Origin of the sequence: Anaerolinea thermolimosa, from assembly GCF_001050195.2 — a bacterium.
GTDB lineage: Bacteria > Chloroflexota > Anaerolineae > Anaerolineales > Anaerolineaceae > Anaerolinea > Anaerolinea thermolimosa.
The window spans coordinates 2,857,542-2,874,705 of sequence record NZ_DF967965.1; the positions used below are offsets into that span (position 1 = coordinate 2,857,542).

14 protein-coding genes are annotated in these 17,164 nt (G+C 56.2%); 2 read left to right on the plus strand and 12 right to left on the minus strand.

What is annotated here, in order from left to right; all coding sequences use genetic code 11:
• The first annotated feature begins 82 nt into the window (after nt 1-82).
• Both ATHL_RS12870 and ATHL_RS12875 read left to right on the plus strand, forming a co-directional pair.
• The gene (locus ATHL_RS12870) at nt 83-1,321 is read left to right on the plus strand and encodes a DUF362 domain-containing protein (protein ID WP_062194484.1); all 1,239 of its coding nucleotides are present in this window, start codon (nt 83-85) and stop codon (nt 1,319-1,321) included.
• A gap of 397 nt (nt 1,322-1,718) precedes the next feature.
• Nucleotides 1,719-2,534, plus strand: a complete 816-nt coding sequence (locus tag ATHL_RS12875; protein ID WP_162787708.1) for a hypothetical protein — start codon at nt 1,719-1,721, stop codon at nt 2,532-2,534.
• A 598-nt stretch (nt 2,535-3,132) separates the two neighbouring features.
• Here ATHL_RS12875 and pheA read toward each other — a convergent pair.
• The 12 genes from pheA to ilvD all read right to left on the minus strand — a co-directional run bounded on the left by pheA (nt 3,133) and on the right by ilvD (nt 16,819).
• On the minus strand, nt 3,133-3,948 hold the full coding sequence (gene pheA / locus ATHL_RS12880) for a prephenate dehydratase (protein WP_062194489.1): 816 nt from the start codon (nt 3,946-3,948) through the stop codon (nt 3,133-3,135).
• Between the two features lie 9 nt (nt 3,949-3,957).
• Nucleotides 3,958-4,875, minus strand: coding sequence for a branched-chain amino acid transaminase (locus ATHL_RS12885; RefSeq protein ID WP_062194492.1), 918 nt, complete (start codon nt 4,873-4,875; stop codon nt 3,958-3,960).
• 106 nt (nt 4,876-4,981) lie between these two features.
• Nucleotides 4,982-6,040 (minus strand): 3-isopropylmalate dehydrogenase, encoded by a 1,059-nt coding sequence (leuB, locus tag ATHL_RS12890; RefSeq protein ID WP_062194494.1) that lies wholly within the window; start codon nt 6,038-6,040, stop codon nt 4,982-4,984.
• A gap of 11 nt (nt 6,041-6,051) precedes the next feature.
• A complete protein-coding gene (gene cimA / locus ATHL_RS12895; RefSeq protein WP_062194497.1) occupies nt 6,052-7,608 on the minus strand; it encodes a citramalate synthase in 1,557 nt (518 codons plus the stop codon).
• Nucleotides 7,609-7,659: 51 nt separating this feature from the next.
• Complete coding sequence (leuD, locus tag ATHL_RS12900) at nt 7,660-8,259, minus strand: 3-isopropylmalate dehydratase small subunit (RefSeq protein ID WP_062194499.1); 600 nt, start codon at nt 8,257-8,259, stop codon at nt 7,660-7,662.
• Nucleotides 8,260-8,330: 71 nt separating this feature from the next.
• On the minus strand, nt 8,331-9,755 hold the full coding sequence (leuC, locus tag ATHL_RS12905) for a 3-isopropylmalate dehydratase large subunit (protein WP_062194502.1): 1,425 nt from the start codon (nt 9,753-9,755) through the stop codon (nt 8,331-8,333).
• Nucleotides 9,727-9,939: a hypothetical protein gene (locus tag ATHL_RS12910; protein WP_062194504.1), complete on the minus strand. Its 213-nt coding sequence runs from the start codon at nt 9,937-9,939 to the stop codon at nt 9,727-9,729. The genes leuC and ATHL_RS12910 overlap by 29 nt, the downstream gene beginning before the upstream one ends.
• 58 nt (nt 9,940-9,997) lie before the next feature.
• Nucleotides 9,998-11,620, minus strand: a complete 1,623-nt coding sequence (locus ATHL_RS12915) for a 2-isopropylmalate synthase (protein ID WP_062194507.1) — start codon at nt 11,618-11,620, stop codon at nt 9,998-10,000.
• A 62-nt stretch (nt 11,621-11,682) separates the two neighbouring features.
• Nucleotides 11,683-12,735 (minus strand): ketol-acid reductoisomerase, encoded by a 1,053-nt coding sequence (gene ilvC, locus ATHL_RS12920; RefSeq protein ID WP_062194509.1) that lies wholly within the window; start codon nt 12,733-12,735, stop codon nt 11,683-11,685.
• A gap of 45 nt (nt 12,736-12,780) precedes the next feature.
• The gene (ilvN, locus tag ATHL_RS12925) at nt 12,781-13,320 is read right to left on the minus strand and encodes an acetolactate synthase small subunit (protein ID WP_062194512.1); all 540 of its coding nucleotides are present in this window, start codon (nt 13,318-13,320) and stop codon (nt 12,781-12,783) included.
• Between the two features lie 45 nt (nt 13,321-13,365).
• On the minus strand, nt 13,366-15,084 hold the full coding sequence (gene ilvB, locus ATHL_RS12930; RefSeq protein ID WP_062194515.1) for a biosynthetic-type acetolactate synthase large subunit: 1,719 nt from the start codon (nt 15,082-15,084) through the stop codon (nt 13,366-13,368).
• A gap of 64 nt (nt 15,085-15,148) precedes the next feature.
• A complete protein-coding gene (ilvD, locus tag ATHL_RS12935; RefSeq protein ID WP_062194517.1) occupies nt 15,149-16,819 on the minus strand; it encodes a dihydroxy-acid dehydratase in 1,671 nt (556 codons plus the stop codon).
• Nucleotides 16,820-17,164 lie beyond the last annotated feature (345 nt).

Here is a 17,164-nt window from a genome sequence, read left to right on the forward strand (position 1 = left end):
CCCCGTAAAGATTTTGACTTTTTCACAGGACGGTATAGAATCATCCCTGTCTATCTGGTTGCACGATTACAGGAGTCGTTGAATGGTTGAAACCAGCTCAAAAGCCTATCATGTGCGCGCAGTGCACTGCGATTATCGATCCAGCGACGAAGAAGTGTATCAGGCAATGAAACGGGCGGTAATGCCCCTCGATCGAGCCTGGGAAAAACTTCGTAAGGCCCGCCGCATCGCCATCAAATTCAACCAGGACTGGGTGGCGGACCGGGTCATCATGCACCAGGGGCATCGCCAGCAACTGGTCAGCGATCAGGCTGCCCGGGCGTTATTGCGCATCCTTCGTGAAGAGACCCATGCCGAGCTTTTTGCCGTTGATGTGGGAGTAGAAGGCATCTGGCATGGCGACCCTGAGGGAAGCACCAATATCCTGCCTGTGTTACGCGAGTTCGATGTACCCTTCGTCTACGGCCACCGGGACAAAGTGGCCTGGGTGCAGGTGCCGGGCGGTGGGTTAATGTTTGAGAAGTATCCCGTGCTGCAATCAGTCCTGGATGCCGATGAAGTTATTTCGGTTCAAAAGCTTAAAAATCACCAGTTCATGGGCATTACTCTGTGCCTGAAAAACCTCTTTGGATTGATGCCCATTGAACCTGAGGGACGCCCCCGCTGGTACTACCATCATCTGGTGCGCATGCCTTATATGCTTGCTGACCTTGGTCGCCTTTACAACCCTGCTCTCAATGTTCTGGACGCCATGGTCACACAGGCTGGCATGGAATGGGGGCCGGGCGATCACCCGCGCATATGCAACGCACTCATCGCCGGAGATCAGGTCATTGCGACCGATGCCTGCGGGGCTTACCTCATGGGGCACGACCCTCAGGCCGACTGGTATACTCCGCCCTTCCACCGCGACCGAAACGCCCTGCTCATTGCCGCTCAGAACGGCTTCGGCACGGTAAATCTTGATGAAATTGACTTTCAAACTGAGGTGCAGGCTCCGCTGGGAGAATTTTTCTCGCGCATTACAGATCCCTTTGAAACAGTGGTAAGCTGGCGGCGCACCACCGCCGAGCAGGGGCTCTTTTACCGGGACCATCGTAAAGAAATCGAAGCGAAATATGCCGGGCAGTACATTCTGTTGCAGATGGGCGAAGTGCGCTGGTCCGACCCTCAGGGCGTTCTCCGACAGAGCCGGCGCGTCCTCTCCGGGGCGCACCCGGAACAGGCTATGTGGCTTAAATATGTAGACCCCGAGGAAACTGAAGGCGAACACTTCGAGGTATATGAGCGCACACTCCAAGAGGTGAAAGAGAAAATATAAGGCAGGGCGACTTTTGCATCTTGCGGCAGAGAGCCCTCCATGCGGTTACATCAACCAGGACAGCCAATGCTTGTCCTGGCATAGTCTATGAATCGTAATCACTGGCATTTGAAGAGCTGCCTACCGTTCTTGGGACAAAACAGAGAATAGTCTGTCCCAAGGCTGGGGTATATTTGGCAGCTTTCCTCATTCAATTCCCCCCTGGCAGCGGCGGTTATAAAGTCACCAACCATTTTTGGGACAGATACATAAAGCTTGACAAAAAATACTATTATGATAGATTAAACAAATAAAAAGCATGTTTCCTAGCTTAGAGTAGTTTCTGACAGGTTCATGATTGGCTATGGAGGGAGATAATTTTCATTTATATAAGTGAATGACTGCACAGGTGGGATATATGAAAATACGATTTAGTTTCATTGTCTTGAGTTTGCTTGCCTTATCAATCGTCTTTGGCAGCCAAGTACAGGCTGCCGGTAAAAAGCGCATTCCACAGGAAAAGATGACCATACTACAGGCAACAGTCGATGACCTGGTAAAGAAATGTGAACAACAGGGAACTGGTCAGGGATGGATCTATGTTACTTACCAGGATGAGATGCCGGGTGACAATGGTGTAGACCCGGTAACAGGCGTTAAGTTGCCCGTTCATTCGAAGTGGCAAATCTGGTACCAGTTAGATTCGGAAGGCAAACAAGAGCAGATGATCTCACGACGTGAAGATCTTGAGACGGGCAATGTGTGGATCGCTATGTACAGGTACGGGAAAATGTATGCTTACCCAGCTGGTTACAAAACAGTAACGGTCTTCAGTGCTCCGGGAAATGTTTACCCGCTCAAGGAGCGTTGTGCTGCATTGGATACGTTCCTTAAAGAGGGATTGCAAAACCCTGCGGAATCGACTATCACTACCCGTTTCCTGAAAGATGACAGCGGCCAGATAATCCGAGAATTTGTTCAGGAAACCAAGAGGACAGAACCGGTCGAAATGGAAATCGGCGGTAGAATCCAATCCATTGTGGGGAGTAAAGTCATTCTTCTCCGCAATGATCAAAACGGCCTGCCAGTTAGCTCTGCGTATTATGTAACTACCGATGAAGGTAATCTCATTTTAACCGGAAGATATTTTGATTTCTCGCTATCCGTTGTGCCTGATTTGCCAGACGAGGTAAAGTCAATCCTGAATTGGCCGAGTGAGGTGAATCAGGCGTGAAAAAATCATGGTTAATAGTGAGAATAATATTCTTTTTTAATTCTTATAGCGAGCATCAGCTATACGCTGGTTCCAGCGTATAGCTGGTGTCAGTACCCTGCCAGCTTTTCAGGAAGAACTGTACAGGGATGCAAAGACGTTTTTACAGACACTGTAAATAACGTTAAAGTATGGAAAGGTTGGGCAGAGAGTAAAGTAATAAATGGAGCGGCACTTTCTCAGGTAGGAGAAGACATTTGGACAGATACACGTTACTGTAACTATGTCGCGGTAGATAATTACAGTTATGGTGGAAAACTTCAGAGTAATACTACCCGCTGGGCGGCCAGCGGGGTTAATCATAACTCGTGTCCATGTGCCGGGAGTGTGAATTATGGCGTTGTGTATGTAAAACATGCATACTCCGATGGGAGCACATGGTTTCGAGATGATTCCCGGCCTACAAATCAAAATATACAATCATGTCCTTAAAATAGAAGACACAGGCCTGGTCAAATTGAGTATCATCTCTCTGATGATGGGTTGAAATAAATAGGGGTTTCCGTTCTCAAGTGACCATACCCTACCTCTGGCGTCTGCCTATTTATTGATCTCTGCCTCACCCTCTGAATCGCGGATACGAGCCCAGTACACGCAGGAAGGTGGCAAACTCTGCCAGGTTGGCCAGCGCGTTCTTCACCGGGGTTTCCTCGATAGAGCCAGCAAAGTCGATATAAAAAAGATACTCCCATGGTTTTCCGGCCAGCGGGCGCGATTCGATCTTGGTCAGATCAATATCGCGTAGAGCAAACACACTCATCGCGCGATAAAGTGCACCGGGACGGTTATCCAGCGAGAAGACGATCGAGGTTTTCGCATCACTCCCCGGAGAGACCGGCTGGCGGCCAACGATTAAGAAGCGCGTAAAATTAGCCGGATTATCCTCAATAGCTTCGGCCAGCACCTCCATCTCGTAGATCTGTGCCGCGCGCCGCGCCGCGATGGCCGCCACGCTCCGCTCCCCGGCCTGCCGTACCAGGCGCACACTCCCGGCAGTATCGTAGGCAGGCTCCACCTTCACCCCCATACGTTTAAGCGTGCCCTCACACTGCGCCAGCGCCTGCGGATGGCTGGTTACCGTGCGAATCTCTTCCAGTCGCGTCCCGGGCAGACCGATCAGACAATGCGAAACCCGCAAACTGTGCTCTCCCACCACCACCAGGTCGTGCTGTAAAAGCAGATCGTAGTTGCGGTGAATACTGCCAGCAAGTGAATTCTCAATCGGTAAAAATCCCAGGTCAGCCCTGCCATCAGCCACAGAGGCAAAGACCACCTCAAAGGACTCGCAGGGGATACTTTCGACCCCCTCGCCATAATGCTCGATGATGGCCGCCTCTGAATAGGCCCCGTGTTCTCCCTGAAATGCTACACGCATGGTTGCCTTTTATTCCACATAATCCAGCCACTCAGCCGAGCGAGGATGCCTCCCATGCACTACGGCATAAAAATCCTTCTGCAGGGCGCGGGTCACTGGCCCCATACTGCCACTGCCAATCACCCGAAAGTCAATCTCCGTCACCGGCACAACCTCAGCCGCCGTACCACAGACGAAGCATTCATCGGCAATGTAGAGATGATCGCGGCTGAGCTGAGTCTCGACCACCTCATACCCCAGGTCTCGCGCCAGCGTCATCAGGGCATCGCGGGTAATCCCTTCAAGCAATGCCCAGGTGCCCGGAGTGTAGATGACCCCTTTGCGCACAATGAACAGATTTTCACCGGTGCACTCAGCCACATATCCCTGAGGGTCGAGCATCACCGCCTCATCAAAGCCCAGCCGCACTGACTCGGTTTTGGCAAGGCTGCTGCTGGCGTAATTCCCCGTTACCTTGGCTTTGGTCATCATCACATTGGGGTGGTGACGAGTAAAAGAGGCCACATGCATCCGCACCCCTTTTTCCAGGGCTTCCTCGCCGAGGTATGCTCCCCATTCCCAGGCTGCGATACCCACCCGAGCTTCGCCTGCATCGATGTTCATACTGCGCTGCGGGCTGTGGTGATAAATCAGCGGGCGAATATAACACGCCTTGAACCCGTTGGCTTTCACCACCTCTTTACAGGCCTGACCCAATTGCTCTGCCGTATAGGGAAGATTGCGAAAACCCAGAATTTTGGCCGAATTAACCAGCCGCTCCATGTGTTCTTTCAGGCGGAAAATCGCCGGTCCGCGATCTGTCTCATAACAACGAATTCCCTCAAAGACACCCAACCCGTAATGCAGGGCGGTATTGAGAAAGGGGACGGTAGCCTGTGCTTCATCCACAAGTTTTCCATCCATCCAGATAAGTGATGTGGGGGTCATTGAAATTTCATCTCCATTTCTATGTAAGGTTACCCAAGGGCACTTCAAACCAGCAGGGTTGAAATGCCCCTTCCATGCTTTGTCTTTGGGGCCGCCTCAGAAGAGGTCAGAGGCGGCGTAAAATTTCCTCCGTCATCGCCTCGGTGCCCAGGCTTCCGCCCAGATCACGGGTGAGAGCGCCATCATCAAGGGCGCGCTCTACCGCCCGTTCCACCGCCACGGCCTCAGCCTCCAGGCCGAGTGAATGCCGCAGCAACAGTGCTGCGCTGAGGATCGTGCCACAGGGATTGGCGATGCCCTGCCCGGCAATATCTGGCGCTGAACCATGGATGGGTTCATAAAGCCCCGGCCCCCCCGATCCCAGCGAAGCCGAAGGCAACAGCCCCATCGAGCCGACCAGCACAGCCGCCTCATCAGTGAGAATATCTCCGAACATGTTCTCTGTGACCATCACATCGAACGCTGCCGGATTGGCCACCAGCCGCATAGCCGCCGTGTCCACCAGCACATGCTCCAGCGCCACATCTGGGAAGCGTTGAGAAACTTCCACTGTTACCTGGCGCCAGAGACGCGAGGATTCGAGTACGTTGGCCTTGTCAACCGAGGCAAGCTTCTTCCTGCGAGACTGCGCCAGCCTGAACGCCAGCTCCACTATGCGTTCAATTTCACCCTCGGTATATTCCAGCGTATCCACCGCGCGCCGCTTCCCATCGACCAGTGAACGCCCCTTAGGCTGACCAAAATAGAGCCCGCCGGTCAGTTCCCGCACCACAACCAGATCCACCCCTGCCAGTTTTTCGGGGCGCAGAGGTGAGGCAGAGACCAGTCTGGGGTGCACCTTCACCGGACGCAGGTTCGCAAAGACTCCCAATCCCTTGCGCAGGGCCAGCAACCCCTGTTCTGGCCGCACCGGGGCTGTAGGGTCATCCCACTTCGGGCCGCCAACTGCCCCCAGCAGTACGGCATCGGCCTGCTGGCAGGCTTTCAGTGTTTCGTCGGTGAGCGCTGTTCCACAGGCGTCAATCGCACACCCGCCAATGAGATGCTGGCTGAAATGAAAGGTGTGTCCACCCCGGCGAGCCACGGCTTCTAACACGCGCACCGCTGCACTCACCACCTCAGGCCCAATACCATCTCCGGGTAACAATACGATGTTTGCTTCCATGAATACTCCTGTCAATCTCCCATGAGGATGCCATACTCAATCGAATCGGCCAGAGCGCGCCAGGAAGCCTCAATGATATTCGTGCTCGCTCCCACCGTGCTCCATGTTTTATTGCCGTTGTGGGTTTCGATCAATACCCGCGTGGTTGAGCTGGTGCCCCGGTCACCGTCCAGAATCCGAACCTTGTAATCTTCCAGGTGGAAATGCGCAATGGAAGGATAGAAGGGCAGCAATGCTTTGCGTAAGGCGGCGTCCAGCGCATTGACGGGGCCGTTCCCGTCAGCTGCGGTGTGGATGATCTCTCCATTGACCCGCACCTTGACCGTCGCTTCGGCAAAAATACCCCTCCCCTGACGGTGCTCCACATTGGCTGTGAAATCCACCAGCTCAAACGGTGCACAGTAGTCCTTCTGCTGACGCTTGAGCATGAGCAGAACCGAGGCCTCTGCCGCTTCGAAAGAGAAGCCCCTGGCCTCAAGCGCTTTCAACTCGTTCAACACAGCCGTGATGTCGGCATCCTCGTCCAGAACAAGCCCGTATTCTTCGGCTTTACTGAGGAGATTGCCGCGCCCCGAAAGCTCCGAAACCACCACGCGCATCTGGTTTCCAACCAGTGCCGGGTCGATATGCTGGTAAGAAGACGCCGTGCGCCGGATGGCCGCCACATGAATTCCTCCTTTGTGAGCGAATGCCGCCTTACCCACATACGCCAGGTGCTCATCTGGAGAAAGGTTGGCCATCTCAGCCACATAATGGGAAAGCTCGGTCAGGCGCGCCAGACTGCCCTCAGGGAGAGCTTTGAGGCCCATTTTAAGCTCCAGATTTGGGATGATCGAGCATAGATTGGCATTTCCACAGCGCTCCCCATACCCGTTAATCGTCCCCTGAACCTGAATGCACCCCTCCTGCACTGCTATCAACGAATTGGCCACGGCGCACTCAGCATCATTATGAGCATGAATCCCCAGCTGAGCTTCAGGAAAGCGCGCCCGTACTGCACGGACGATCTCGGCCACTTCCCAGGGCATGGTGCCGCCATTGGTATCGCAGAGCACCAGCGTTTCGGCGCCACCGCGCGCGGCCGCCGCCAGCGTCTGCAGAGCATATTCCGCATCTTCCTTGTACCCATCGAAGAAGTGTTCGGCGTCATAAATAACCGCCCGTCCCTGCTGACCCAGATAGGCCACCGACTCTTCGATCATCCGCAGGTTGTTTTCGCGGGTCGTGCGCAGTACCTCACGCACATGTAAAACCGAGCTTTTACCCACCACTGCACAGTGGCTGGTACGGGCATCGATCAGGGCGCGAATATTGGCATCCTCATCGGGTTTCTTGTTCGCCGCGCAGGTGGCCCCGAAAGCCACGATGCGGGCATTCTGCCAGTGCATCCCGGCGGCACGCTCAAAAAATTCGGCATCTTTGGGGTTAGACCCCGGCCAGCCGCCTTCAATAAAGGTCACGCCCAATTCATCGAGCCGTCGGGCGATCTGAATCTTGTCATTACACGAAAGAGAAATATCCGTGCGCTGCGTGCCATCGCGTAAAGTTGTGTCGTATACCTGGATCATAGCACCCTCTTAAAACAACGCTAATCAAAAATCGCCAACCCTCCCAACTGTTTAACTCGCAGTGGCAGGGTGTTGCGCCTCGTACCGGCGGATGTGCTCTTCCAGACCCAGTAAATACCCCAGCTCGTCTACCCCGTTGAGTAAACAGGTCTTCGAAAAGGGGTCGATCGGGAAGGCCACCGCTTCTCCATCTGGCAGAACCAGGTGTTGCGCGGCCAGGTCAATCGTTACGTGTGCTTCCGGGTTGGCTTTCAATTGCTCCATCAGCCTGCGATGCACCGCTGCATCCACAATCACCGGGAGCAGGCCGTTTTTAAGGGCATTGTTCCGGAAAATATCGGCAAATGTGGTAGAAATGACCGCCCGAAACCCCCAGCCCATTAACGCCCAGGGAGCGTGCTCACGGGAGGAACCACAACCAAAGTTGTCACCCGCCAGCAACACCTTTGCGCCCTGATTCTCAGGCTGGTTGAGGACAAAATCCGGGTTGGGCGATCCATCAGGAAGGTAACGCCAGTCGGCGAAAAGATTGGCGCCCAGCCCTGCTTTATCGGTGGTCTTCAGAAAACGCGCCGGGATGATCTGATCGGTATCAATATTATCAACCGGCAGAACAACCACACGCGAGGAGATTGTGGTGAATTTTTCCATAGAATACCTTCTACCTGAAAAGAAACAAAGGACGCGACCCCCGTACCTTTCGGTGTTCGCGTCCTCCAGAATTAGAGGATGGTGCGCGGGTCAGTGACCCTCCCGGTAAGGGCGGAAGCGGCGGCAGTGAGCGGGCTGGCCAGAAAAGTGCGTCCGCCTTTTCCCTGTCTTCCCTCGAAGTTCCGGTTGCTGGTGCTGATGGCATACTGCCCTGGCTCAAGTTGATCTCCATTCATGGCGATACACATCGAGCACCCCGGCTCGCGCCACTCGGCTCCGGCCTCTTTGAAAATGCGATCCAACCCCTCTGCCTCAGCCGCACGTTTGATGTGCTGTGAGCCGGGCACCACCAGCACCCGCAGGCCATCGGCCACCTTACGCCCGCGCAGAACCGCCGCGGCGGTGCGTAGATCATTCAACCGTCCATTGGTGCACGAACCAATAAAAACCACATCCACTTTATGGCCGGTTAAAACGCCGCCCGGGGCTAATCCCATGTAGGCCAGTGCCTTCTCAAGCGCGGCTTTCTGCGCCGGATCAGTCATGGCCTCAGGCGAAGGGATGCGCCCGGTAATGGGAATGCCCATCCCGGGATTCGTACCAAAAGTCACCATGGGCTCCAGAGCCGAGGCATCCAGGGTGACCACCTTATCGTAGACGGCCCCCTCATCGCTCGGCAGGCGGCGCCATTCAGCCACGGCTTTCTCCCAGGCCTCGCCTTTGGGGGCATACTCGCGCCCCGCCAGGAACTGGAAGGTGGTTTCGTCCGGGGCGATCATCCCGGCCCGGGCTCCCGCTTCAATCGACATGTTGCAGATGGTCATGCGCTCTTCCATGCTCAGGGATCGGATCGCCTCGCCGGTGTATTCCAGCACATACCCTGTTCCGCCAGCCGTGCCGATCTTCGCAATGAGCGCCAGAATGATATCTTTGGCCGTCACCCCTCTGGCCAGCCGACCTTCCACACGTACCTCGCAGGTCTTCGGGCGATGTTGTAAAAGGCACTGGGTAGCCAGCACATGCTCCACTTCACTGGTGCCAATACCAAAGGCCAGAGCACCAAAAGCGCCGTGCGTGGCGGTGTGGCTGTCACCACACACAATGGTCATCCCCGGTTGGGTAAGGCCAAGTTCTGGCCCGATGATATGGACAATCCCCTGGTGAGGGCTATCCAGCCCCATGAGGGGGATACCAAACTCGCGGCAATTGGCCTCCAGCTGGCGAATTTGCCGGTAGCTCATTTCATCCGCGAAGGCCATCCGCCCCTCAGGGGTGCCATCGGTGGAGCGTGTCGGCACACCATGATCCATGGTGGCCACCGTACGTTCAGGGCGGCGTACTTTCAGGCCGCGTGCACGCAACCCGGTAAACGCCTGGGGTGAGGTCACCTCGTGAACGAGGTGCAGGTCAATGTACAGCACAGCCGGCGCGCCTGGCTCCTCAACGACGACGTGCTTTTCCCAGATCTTATCGAACAGCGTTTTTGGAGTTGTCATAGGGCGCCGAGAACGTAGGGTTGGTTTGATTGAATGCCGTGCCGTTCATCTCTGCCGGGTCATGCTCGTGTCCAGAGATCCAGTCCGTCACATCCCAGGCTGAGGGGATGGTGCGCGGTTCGCGGAAGGGTTCAGGGTGTCCCTCTCGCATCGGGTCAACCATTTGATTCTTCTGGGGGTTCATTTGTCTTCTCCTTTGGCTCAAAATTTCCAGACGGTTACCGCACCCTGCGGTAAAAAAATCATGCACTGACCATGTGCGTGGCTACCTGTTCAGCCGGGCCATAACGACCAGTAGCCACCAGCAATTTATTGAGCGCCGCCAGATACGCTTTGGCACTGGCCACCACAATATCTGTATCGGCACCATAACCGCCAAAAGTGCGCGGCTGATCCACTTCACGCTGGGCATCAAGGGTGGAATGGCTATCCTGCCCCTGAATGCGCACGGTTACCTCGCCCAGGGCATCAATCCCTTCGGTAACTGCGTGGACCACAAATTCCTGAAGCACATTTTCAGCCTGCACAATCGCATCGATGGCCTTATAGGCGGCATCCACCGGACCGGTGCCCACCGCCGCATGGACGTGAAGCCGTCCCTGAGGATCACGCAGGCGCACCGTGGCAGTGGGCATGCCCATGGTGCCGCAGGCCACCTGAAGGCCATCCAGCGAAAACAGTTCACGCGGCTGGTACAGTTCATCCGAAATGAGCGCCTCCAGGTCAGCATCCGTGATGACCTTCTTCCGGTCAGCCAGCGACTTGAAACGCTCAAACACCTGATCCAGCTCATCTTCACCCAGGTCGTACCCCAGGGAAGCCAGACGCATCTTCAACGCATGGCGCCCGGAATGCTTGCCCAGCACCAGGCGTGTTTGAGAAGCACCCACCGACTCGGGGCGCATGATCTCATACGTGAGTTGATTCTTGAGCAACCCATCCTGATGAATACCCGCCTCATGCGCAAAGGCATTGGCGCCCACAATGGCCTTATTCGGCTGAACACTGATGCCGGTATAGTTGCTCACCAGTTTGCTGATGCGTGTGATCTGCGTGGTATCAATGCCGGTCGAAAGGTTAAAGACCGGTCTGCGGGTGTGCAAAGCCATGACCACTTCTTCGAGAGCCGTATTGCCAGCCCGCTCGCCGATACCATTGACAGTCACCTCGGCCTGTCTGGCTCCCGCCGCCAGCCCGGCCAGAGTATTGGCCGTGGCCAATCCGAGATCATTATGACAGTGAACCGAGACGATGCAATTTTCGATGCCGGGGGTATGGCGGATAATCCCGGCAATCAAGGCCCCGAACTCCTCGGGCAGGGTGTAACCCACCGTATCGGGAATATTGAGGGTGGTCGCCCCGGCTTCGATCGCCACACCAAGGACTTCATAAAGGAATTCCGGATCGCTCCTCCCCGCATCCTCGGGGCTGAACTCCACATCTTCACACAGGCTACGGGCATAAGAGACCATCTCGCGCACCCGTTCCACCACCTGTTCGCGCGTCATGCGGAGCTTGTACTGCATGTGGATTTCAGACGTGGCCAGGAAGGTATGAATACGGGGGTGTGCCGCCGGTTGCACTGCCTGCCAGGCTTTGTCAATATCATTGCGAGTGGCGCGTGCCAGCCCACAGATGATGGGGGCTCTTCCGCCATCCGCAGGGTTACCCACCTCCACGGCAATACGGCGCACGGCCTCCAGATCATCGGGCGATGCCGCCGGAAAACCCGCCTCGATCACATCCACCCCCAGGCGCGCCAGAGCACGGGCTACCTCCAGCTTCTCTGCGCTGGTCATGGTTGCCCCCGGCGACTGTTCGCCATCGCGCAAGGTGGTGTCGAAAATCCGTACATAAGAGTCCATACTTCTTACTCCCTTTTCCTTCCCTTCACAGGCATCCTCCCTGTGCGGAGGAGACGGAAAGGTCACTTCTTCCAGTTCTCCGGGCGCAGGGCGCGCACCTGAGCTCCTGCCCGCCACAGCTCCGACTCGCGCATTTCACGCAGCTCGGCTTCCAGCTTCTCTTTGTAATCTGGCGCGCTGTTGGCTTCGAGGACGATACGCGTTTCTTCCCCGGAGGCCACGCTTTCATACAGACGTTCGAAAACCGGCAATGTGGCTTTGCGGAACTCGTGCCGCCAGTCCAGTGCACCGCGCTGGGCCGTGGTTGAACAGTTGGCATACATCCAGTCCATGCCGTTCTGCGCCACCAGGCGGATCAGGCTCTGGGTCAATTCTTCAACGGTTTCATTGAAAGCCTCTGAGGGTGTATGCCCGTGCTCGCGCAGCACCTGATACTGTGCCTCCATGATCCCCGCCAGAGCGCCCATCAAAACACCGCGTTCACCCGTCAGGTCGCTGAAGACTTCGTGTTCAAAGGTCGTCTCGAAAAGGTACCCCGAGCCGATGGCAATGCCCAGCGCCAGGGTGCGCTCGCGGGCCCGGCCGGTGTAATCCTGAAAGACCGCAAAGCTGGAGTTAATCCCGCTCCCCGCCAGAAAGTTGGCGCGCACGCTGGTTCCAGAACCTTTGGGGGCTACCAGCACCACATCCACATATTCCGGAGGGATGACCCCCGTCTGGTCTTTGTAAACCACCGAGAACCCGTGCGAGAAATAAAGCGCATCTCCCGGTTTGAGGCATTCCACCACCCGATCCCAGGTGAGCTTCTGGGCGGCGTCTGATACAAGGTACTGAACCACCGTGCCACGCAGGGCGGCTTCTTCGATGGAGAAAAGGGTTTCACCCGGCACCCAGCCATCTTCCAGCGCTTTCTGCCAGGAACGACCGCCGGGGTTGACCCCCACGATCACTTTGATGCCGTTGTCGCGCATGTTGAGGGCCTGGGCCGGCCCCTGCACACCGTATCCCAGCACTGCCACCACTTCATCTTTGAGCACCTCACGGGCTTTTTCCAGTGGGAACTCTTCACGCGTCACTACTTCTTCCAGCGTACCTGCAAAATCCATTTTGGCCATAAAACTGTCTTCTCCTTGGGCAATGATGAAACCTGACTGAAAAAATTACGAGGCATAATGAGCGGCATGAACGCCGTTGCCGTTGCCGTTTCCATTCACGTACAGAGGAGCACCTCCACGCGCCATCGCCACCACACCGGTGCGTACCATTTCAATAATGCCGAGGGGGCGAAGCACCTCCACAAACCCTTCAATTTTTTCCTCATCACCGGTGATTTCAATGATGAAGGAAGTATTGGTCACATCCACAATGCGCGCACGGAACACATCCACCGTTTGCATGATGTGGGTGCGGTTTTCAGGTGTGGCGCTTACCTTGATCATCGCCAGGTCGCGGGTTACCCGCGGCACGTGCGTCAGATCCTCTACCTGAATCACATTGACCAGCTTGTACAGGTAAGCAATCAACCGTTCGATGGAGACATCGTCACTGTCGACCACAATCGTCATGCGCGAAACGCCGGGCTGCTCGGTGTGCCCAACAGTCAACGATTCAATATTGAACGCACGGCGTCGAAACAGCGAGGCCACGCGGTTCAACACACCGGGTTTATCTTCCACTAAAGCCACAATCGTATGGTTCATTTTCTTTCTTCCTTCCTCTCCCTGAGGGGCATCCCGGGTTCGAGTTTAAATTTCGTCCTGGGCCGTTTCCACGATACGGTTAGGCACCGGGCGGCGAATCATGTTATGCAGATCGGCTCCGGTAGGTACCATGGGGTACACGCTGTCTTCCTGCTCAACCCTGAAGTCAATCACCACCGTACCCTCGGTGCGACCGGCACGTTGAATGGCAGGGATCACCTCTTCCCGCGTGGTCACGCGCAGGCCGGTCAGCCCGTGCGCCTCGGCAATCTTGACAAAATCGGGGCTGCGCATGGGGGTGGCCGCATAACGCCTTTCGTAGAAGAACTCCTGCCACTGGCGCACCATACCCAGAAAACCATTATTGATGATGGCCACATTCACCTTGACGTTCTCCTGAGCGGCGGTAGAAAGCTCAGCCTGAGTCATCTGGAACCCACCATCGCCCACAATCGTCCAGACCTCCTGGTCGGGCCGGGCAATTTTTGCCCCAATGGCTGAAGGAAGCCCAAAGCCCATCGTTCCCAGGCCTCCAGAGGTAATCCACATGTGGGGATGATCTTGCTTGAAGTACTGCGCCGACCACATCTGATGCTGTCCAACATCGGTGGTAACCAGCACGTTCCCGCCGGTGGTACGCCACAGATCATGGATCACATGCGCCGCATAGAGATGCCCATCCGGGGGCAGGTTTTGCACATCCCGCACGGCGCTATCTCCCTTCATTTCGGTAATGTGCGCCAGCCAGTCGGTATGTTCCTGCGGCTCCAGATGCTCCAGAATCTGCCGCAGGGTATCGCGCAAATCACCCACCAGCCCCAGATCAACCTTGATGTTCTTGTTAATCTCCGCCGGGTCAATATCGATATGGATCTTTCGGGCATTCCGTGCATAAGTATTGACATTCCCGGTCACCCGGTCATCGAAGCGCATTCCAAAAGCCAGCAGTAAATCGGCTTCCTGAATGGCATGATTTACCCATGCCTCACCGTGCATGCCCATCATCCCAAGGTTGAGGGGATGGGTCGCCGGGAAACACCCGATTCCAAGCAAAGTCATCGCCACCGGAATATTGGCACGTTCGGCAAACTCACGCAGTTCGCTCATCGCATTACTGAGCAGTACACCCTGCCCTGCCAGAATCAGAGGACGTTTGGCAGCCGCAATCATCTCCAGCGCCTGCTGGATTTGCCGCGTTCCAGGCCGTAAATCGGGGCGGTAGCCGCGCATCTTGATTGGCCCCCCATTGTATTCCCACTCGATCGCATTCTGCTGGGCGTCTTTGGCAATATCTACCAGCACCGGCCCGGGGCGCCCGGTTCGCGCAATATAGAAAGCCTCGCGCAGGGTGGGGCCAATCTCTTCTGTCCGCGTCACCAGGTAATTGTGCTTGGTGATCGGCAGGGTAATGCCCGTAACATCCGTCTCCTGAAAAGCATCAAAACCGATGAACCGGCTGGCCACCTGCCCGGTGATGAACACCACCGGAGACGAGTCCATCATGGCGGTCGCAATTCCAGTCACCAGGTTGGTTGCCCCCGGGCCTGAAGTAGCCATGGCCACCCCCACCCTGCCGCTGGCACGTGCGTAGCCGTCAGCCATGTGCGCCGCGCCCTGCTCATGGCGCGTCAACACGTGGCGCACGGGGTAGTCGAGCATGGCGTCGTAGATAGGTAAATTCGCCCCCCCGGGGTAGCCAAAGACTACCTCCACCCCCTCGCGCACCAGTGTTTCCCAGAGAATCTGTGCACCCGTAAGTTTCATTGTCTGTCTCCTCCATTGGCGAAAAACGAACTCAACCGCTTCGGTTCGGTTGGTAACCACACAATCAAATCTTGAGCACCGCTCCCGTATCCGCACTGGTCACGAACTGCGCGTAACGGCGCAACCACTTGCTGGTCGTGCGTGGCTGGAAGGGCGGCAGTGCCGCCAGCCGGCGTTGAATCTCTTCATCCGAAAGGCGCACCTGAAGGATTTGCGCATCCAGGTCAATCTCCACAATATCTCCGGGTTGCAGGGCGGCAATCGGCCCACCGGCAGCCGCTTCTGGTGAGACGTGCCCGATGCACGCTCCGCGCGTCCCCCCGGAAAACCGGCCATCAGTGATCAAAGCCACCTTCTCGCCCAGCCCCAGCCCCATAATGGCACTGGTAGGGCTGAGCATCTCCTGCATCCCTGGCCCACCCCGCGGTCCTTCGTAGCGGATCACCACCACTTCACCCGGCTGAACCTCATGCGCCAGGATTCCACGCAGGGCATCCTCCTGAGACTCATAAATCCGCGCCGGCCCGCTGAACTGGCGCATCGACGGGGCCACCCCGCCCGTCTTCACCACCGCGCCGTTGGGGGCCAGGTTCCCAAAGAGCACTGCCAGACCTCCATGAGCCGAGTGGGCATTTTCACACCGGCGAATCACCGCCTCATCCCGGATTTCCGCCCCCTCCAGGGACTCACCCAGGGGCCTGCCCGTCACTGTAAGGCGCTCCAGGTGCAACATACCCGTTCCGCGCTGCACCTCTTTGAGAATGGCCGGGATGCCCCCCGCCCGATGAACATCTTCCATGTGCCACTGCCCCGAGGGGCTCACCTTGCACAGGTGCGGCACGCGCTGAGAAACCGCATTGATGCGTTGCAATGAATAATCGACTCCCGCTTCATGGGCAATTGCCAGGCCATGCAGAATGGTATTGGTCGAACCACCCATGGCCATATCCAGTGCAAAAGCATCATCCAGGGCTTCGGCCGTGACAATGTCTCGCGGGCGAATATCCCGCTCAATCAGCTCCAGAATCAGCCTGCCTGCCCGGCGCGCCAGCTCTTCCCGCTCAGGGGTACGCGCGAGCGCTGAGCCGTTGTAGGGCAACGCCAGCCCCAGCGCTTCCATCAGGCAGTTCATGCTGTTCGCTGTGAACATGCCGGAACAGGAACCGCATGACGGACAGGCGAAATCCTCCAGCACTTTCAACCGACGCTGATCAATTTTTCCGGCCTGAAAGGCCCCCACCCCCTCAAACACCGAAATCAGGTCGATGGTTTCACCCTCAGGAGTCCGTCCGGCAGCCATGGGCCCCCCTGAGACAAAAATGGCCGGGATGTTGACCCTCATGGCAGCCATGAGCATTCCCGGCACAATTTTGTCGCAGTTAGGGATACACACCATCCCGTCAAAACAGTGCGCCTCCAGCATGGTCTCGATAGAGTCGCAGATTAATTCACGGGATGGCAGAGAATATTTCATTCCGGCGTGCCCCATGGCAATGCCATCGTCCACCGCGATGGTATTGAACTCAAAGGGCACGCCGCCGGCCTCGCGCACCGCCTGCTTGACAAGCCGGCCAAATTCCTGCAAATGAACATGCCCGGGGACGATATCAACATACGAATTCACCACCGCGATGAACGGTTTATCCAGGTCGGCATCGCTCACCACGCCGGTAGCTTTGAGAAGCGCGCGGTGGGGGGCATGTTCAATTCCTCGCTTGATCTGATCGGATCTCATACCGGCAAATGCTCCGTTGGTTGAAGGTTATAAAAAAACCGCCCTGTTGGGCGGTTTTTTCTGCTTAGGTTTACTCTGAAACTTCTTACGCGTTCACTTCGCATCTTCTGGCCGCCCAAACCGGAAAAAGGTTCTCAATTACGAGAACCCCAATAAGGACCAGAATGAAAAGGGCGAGACCGAAAGACATAGGGGAAACTTTCCAGAATTTTTAGTTCCCTTTATTGTACAACGCTTTATGAAAAAGTCAATAGGTTTTGCTGAAATTCAGACATAAGTTAGGACAGTGGGGCGAACGATAGCAGCAAACGACGCCAAAGCCTCCTTGACAATGGACTGCCACTG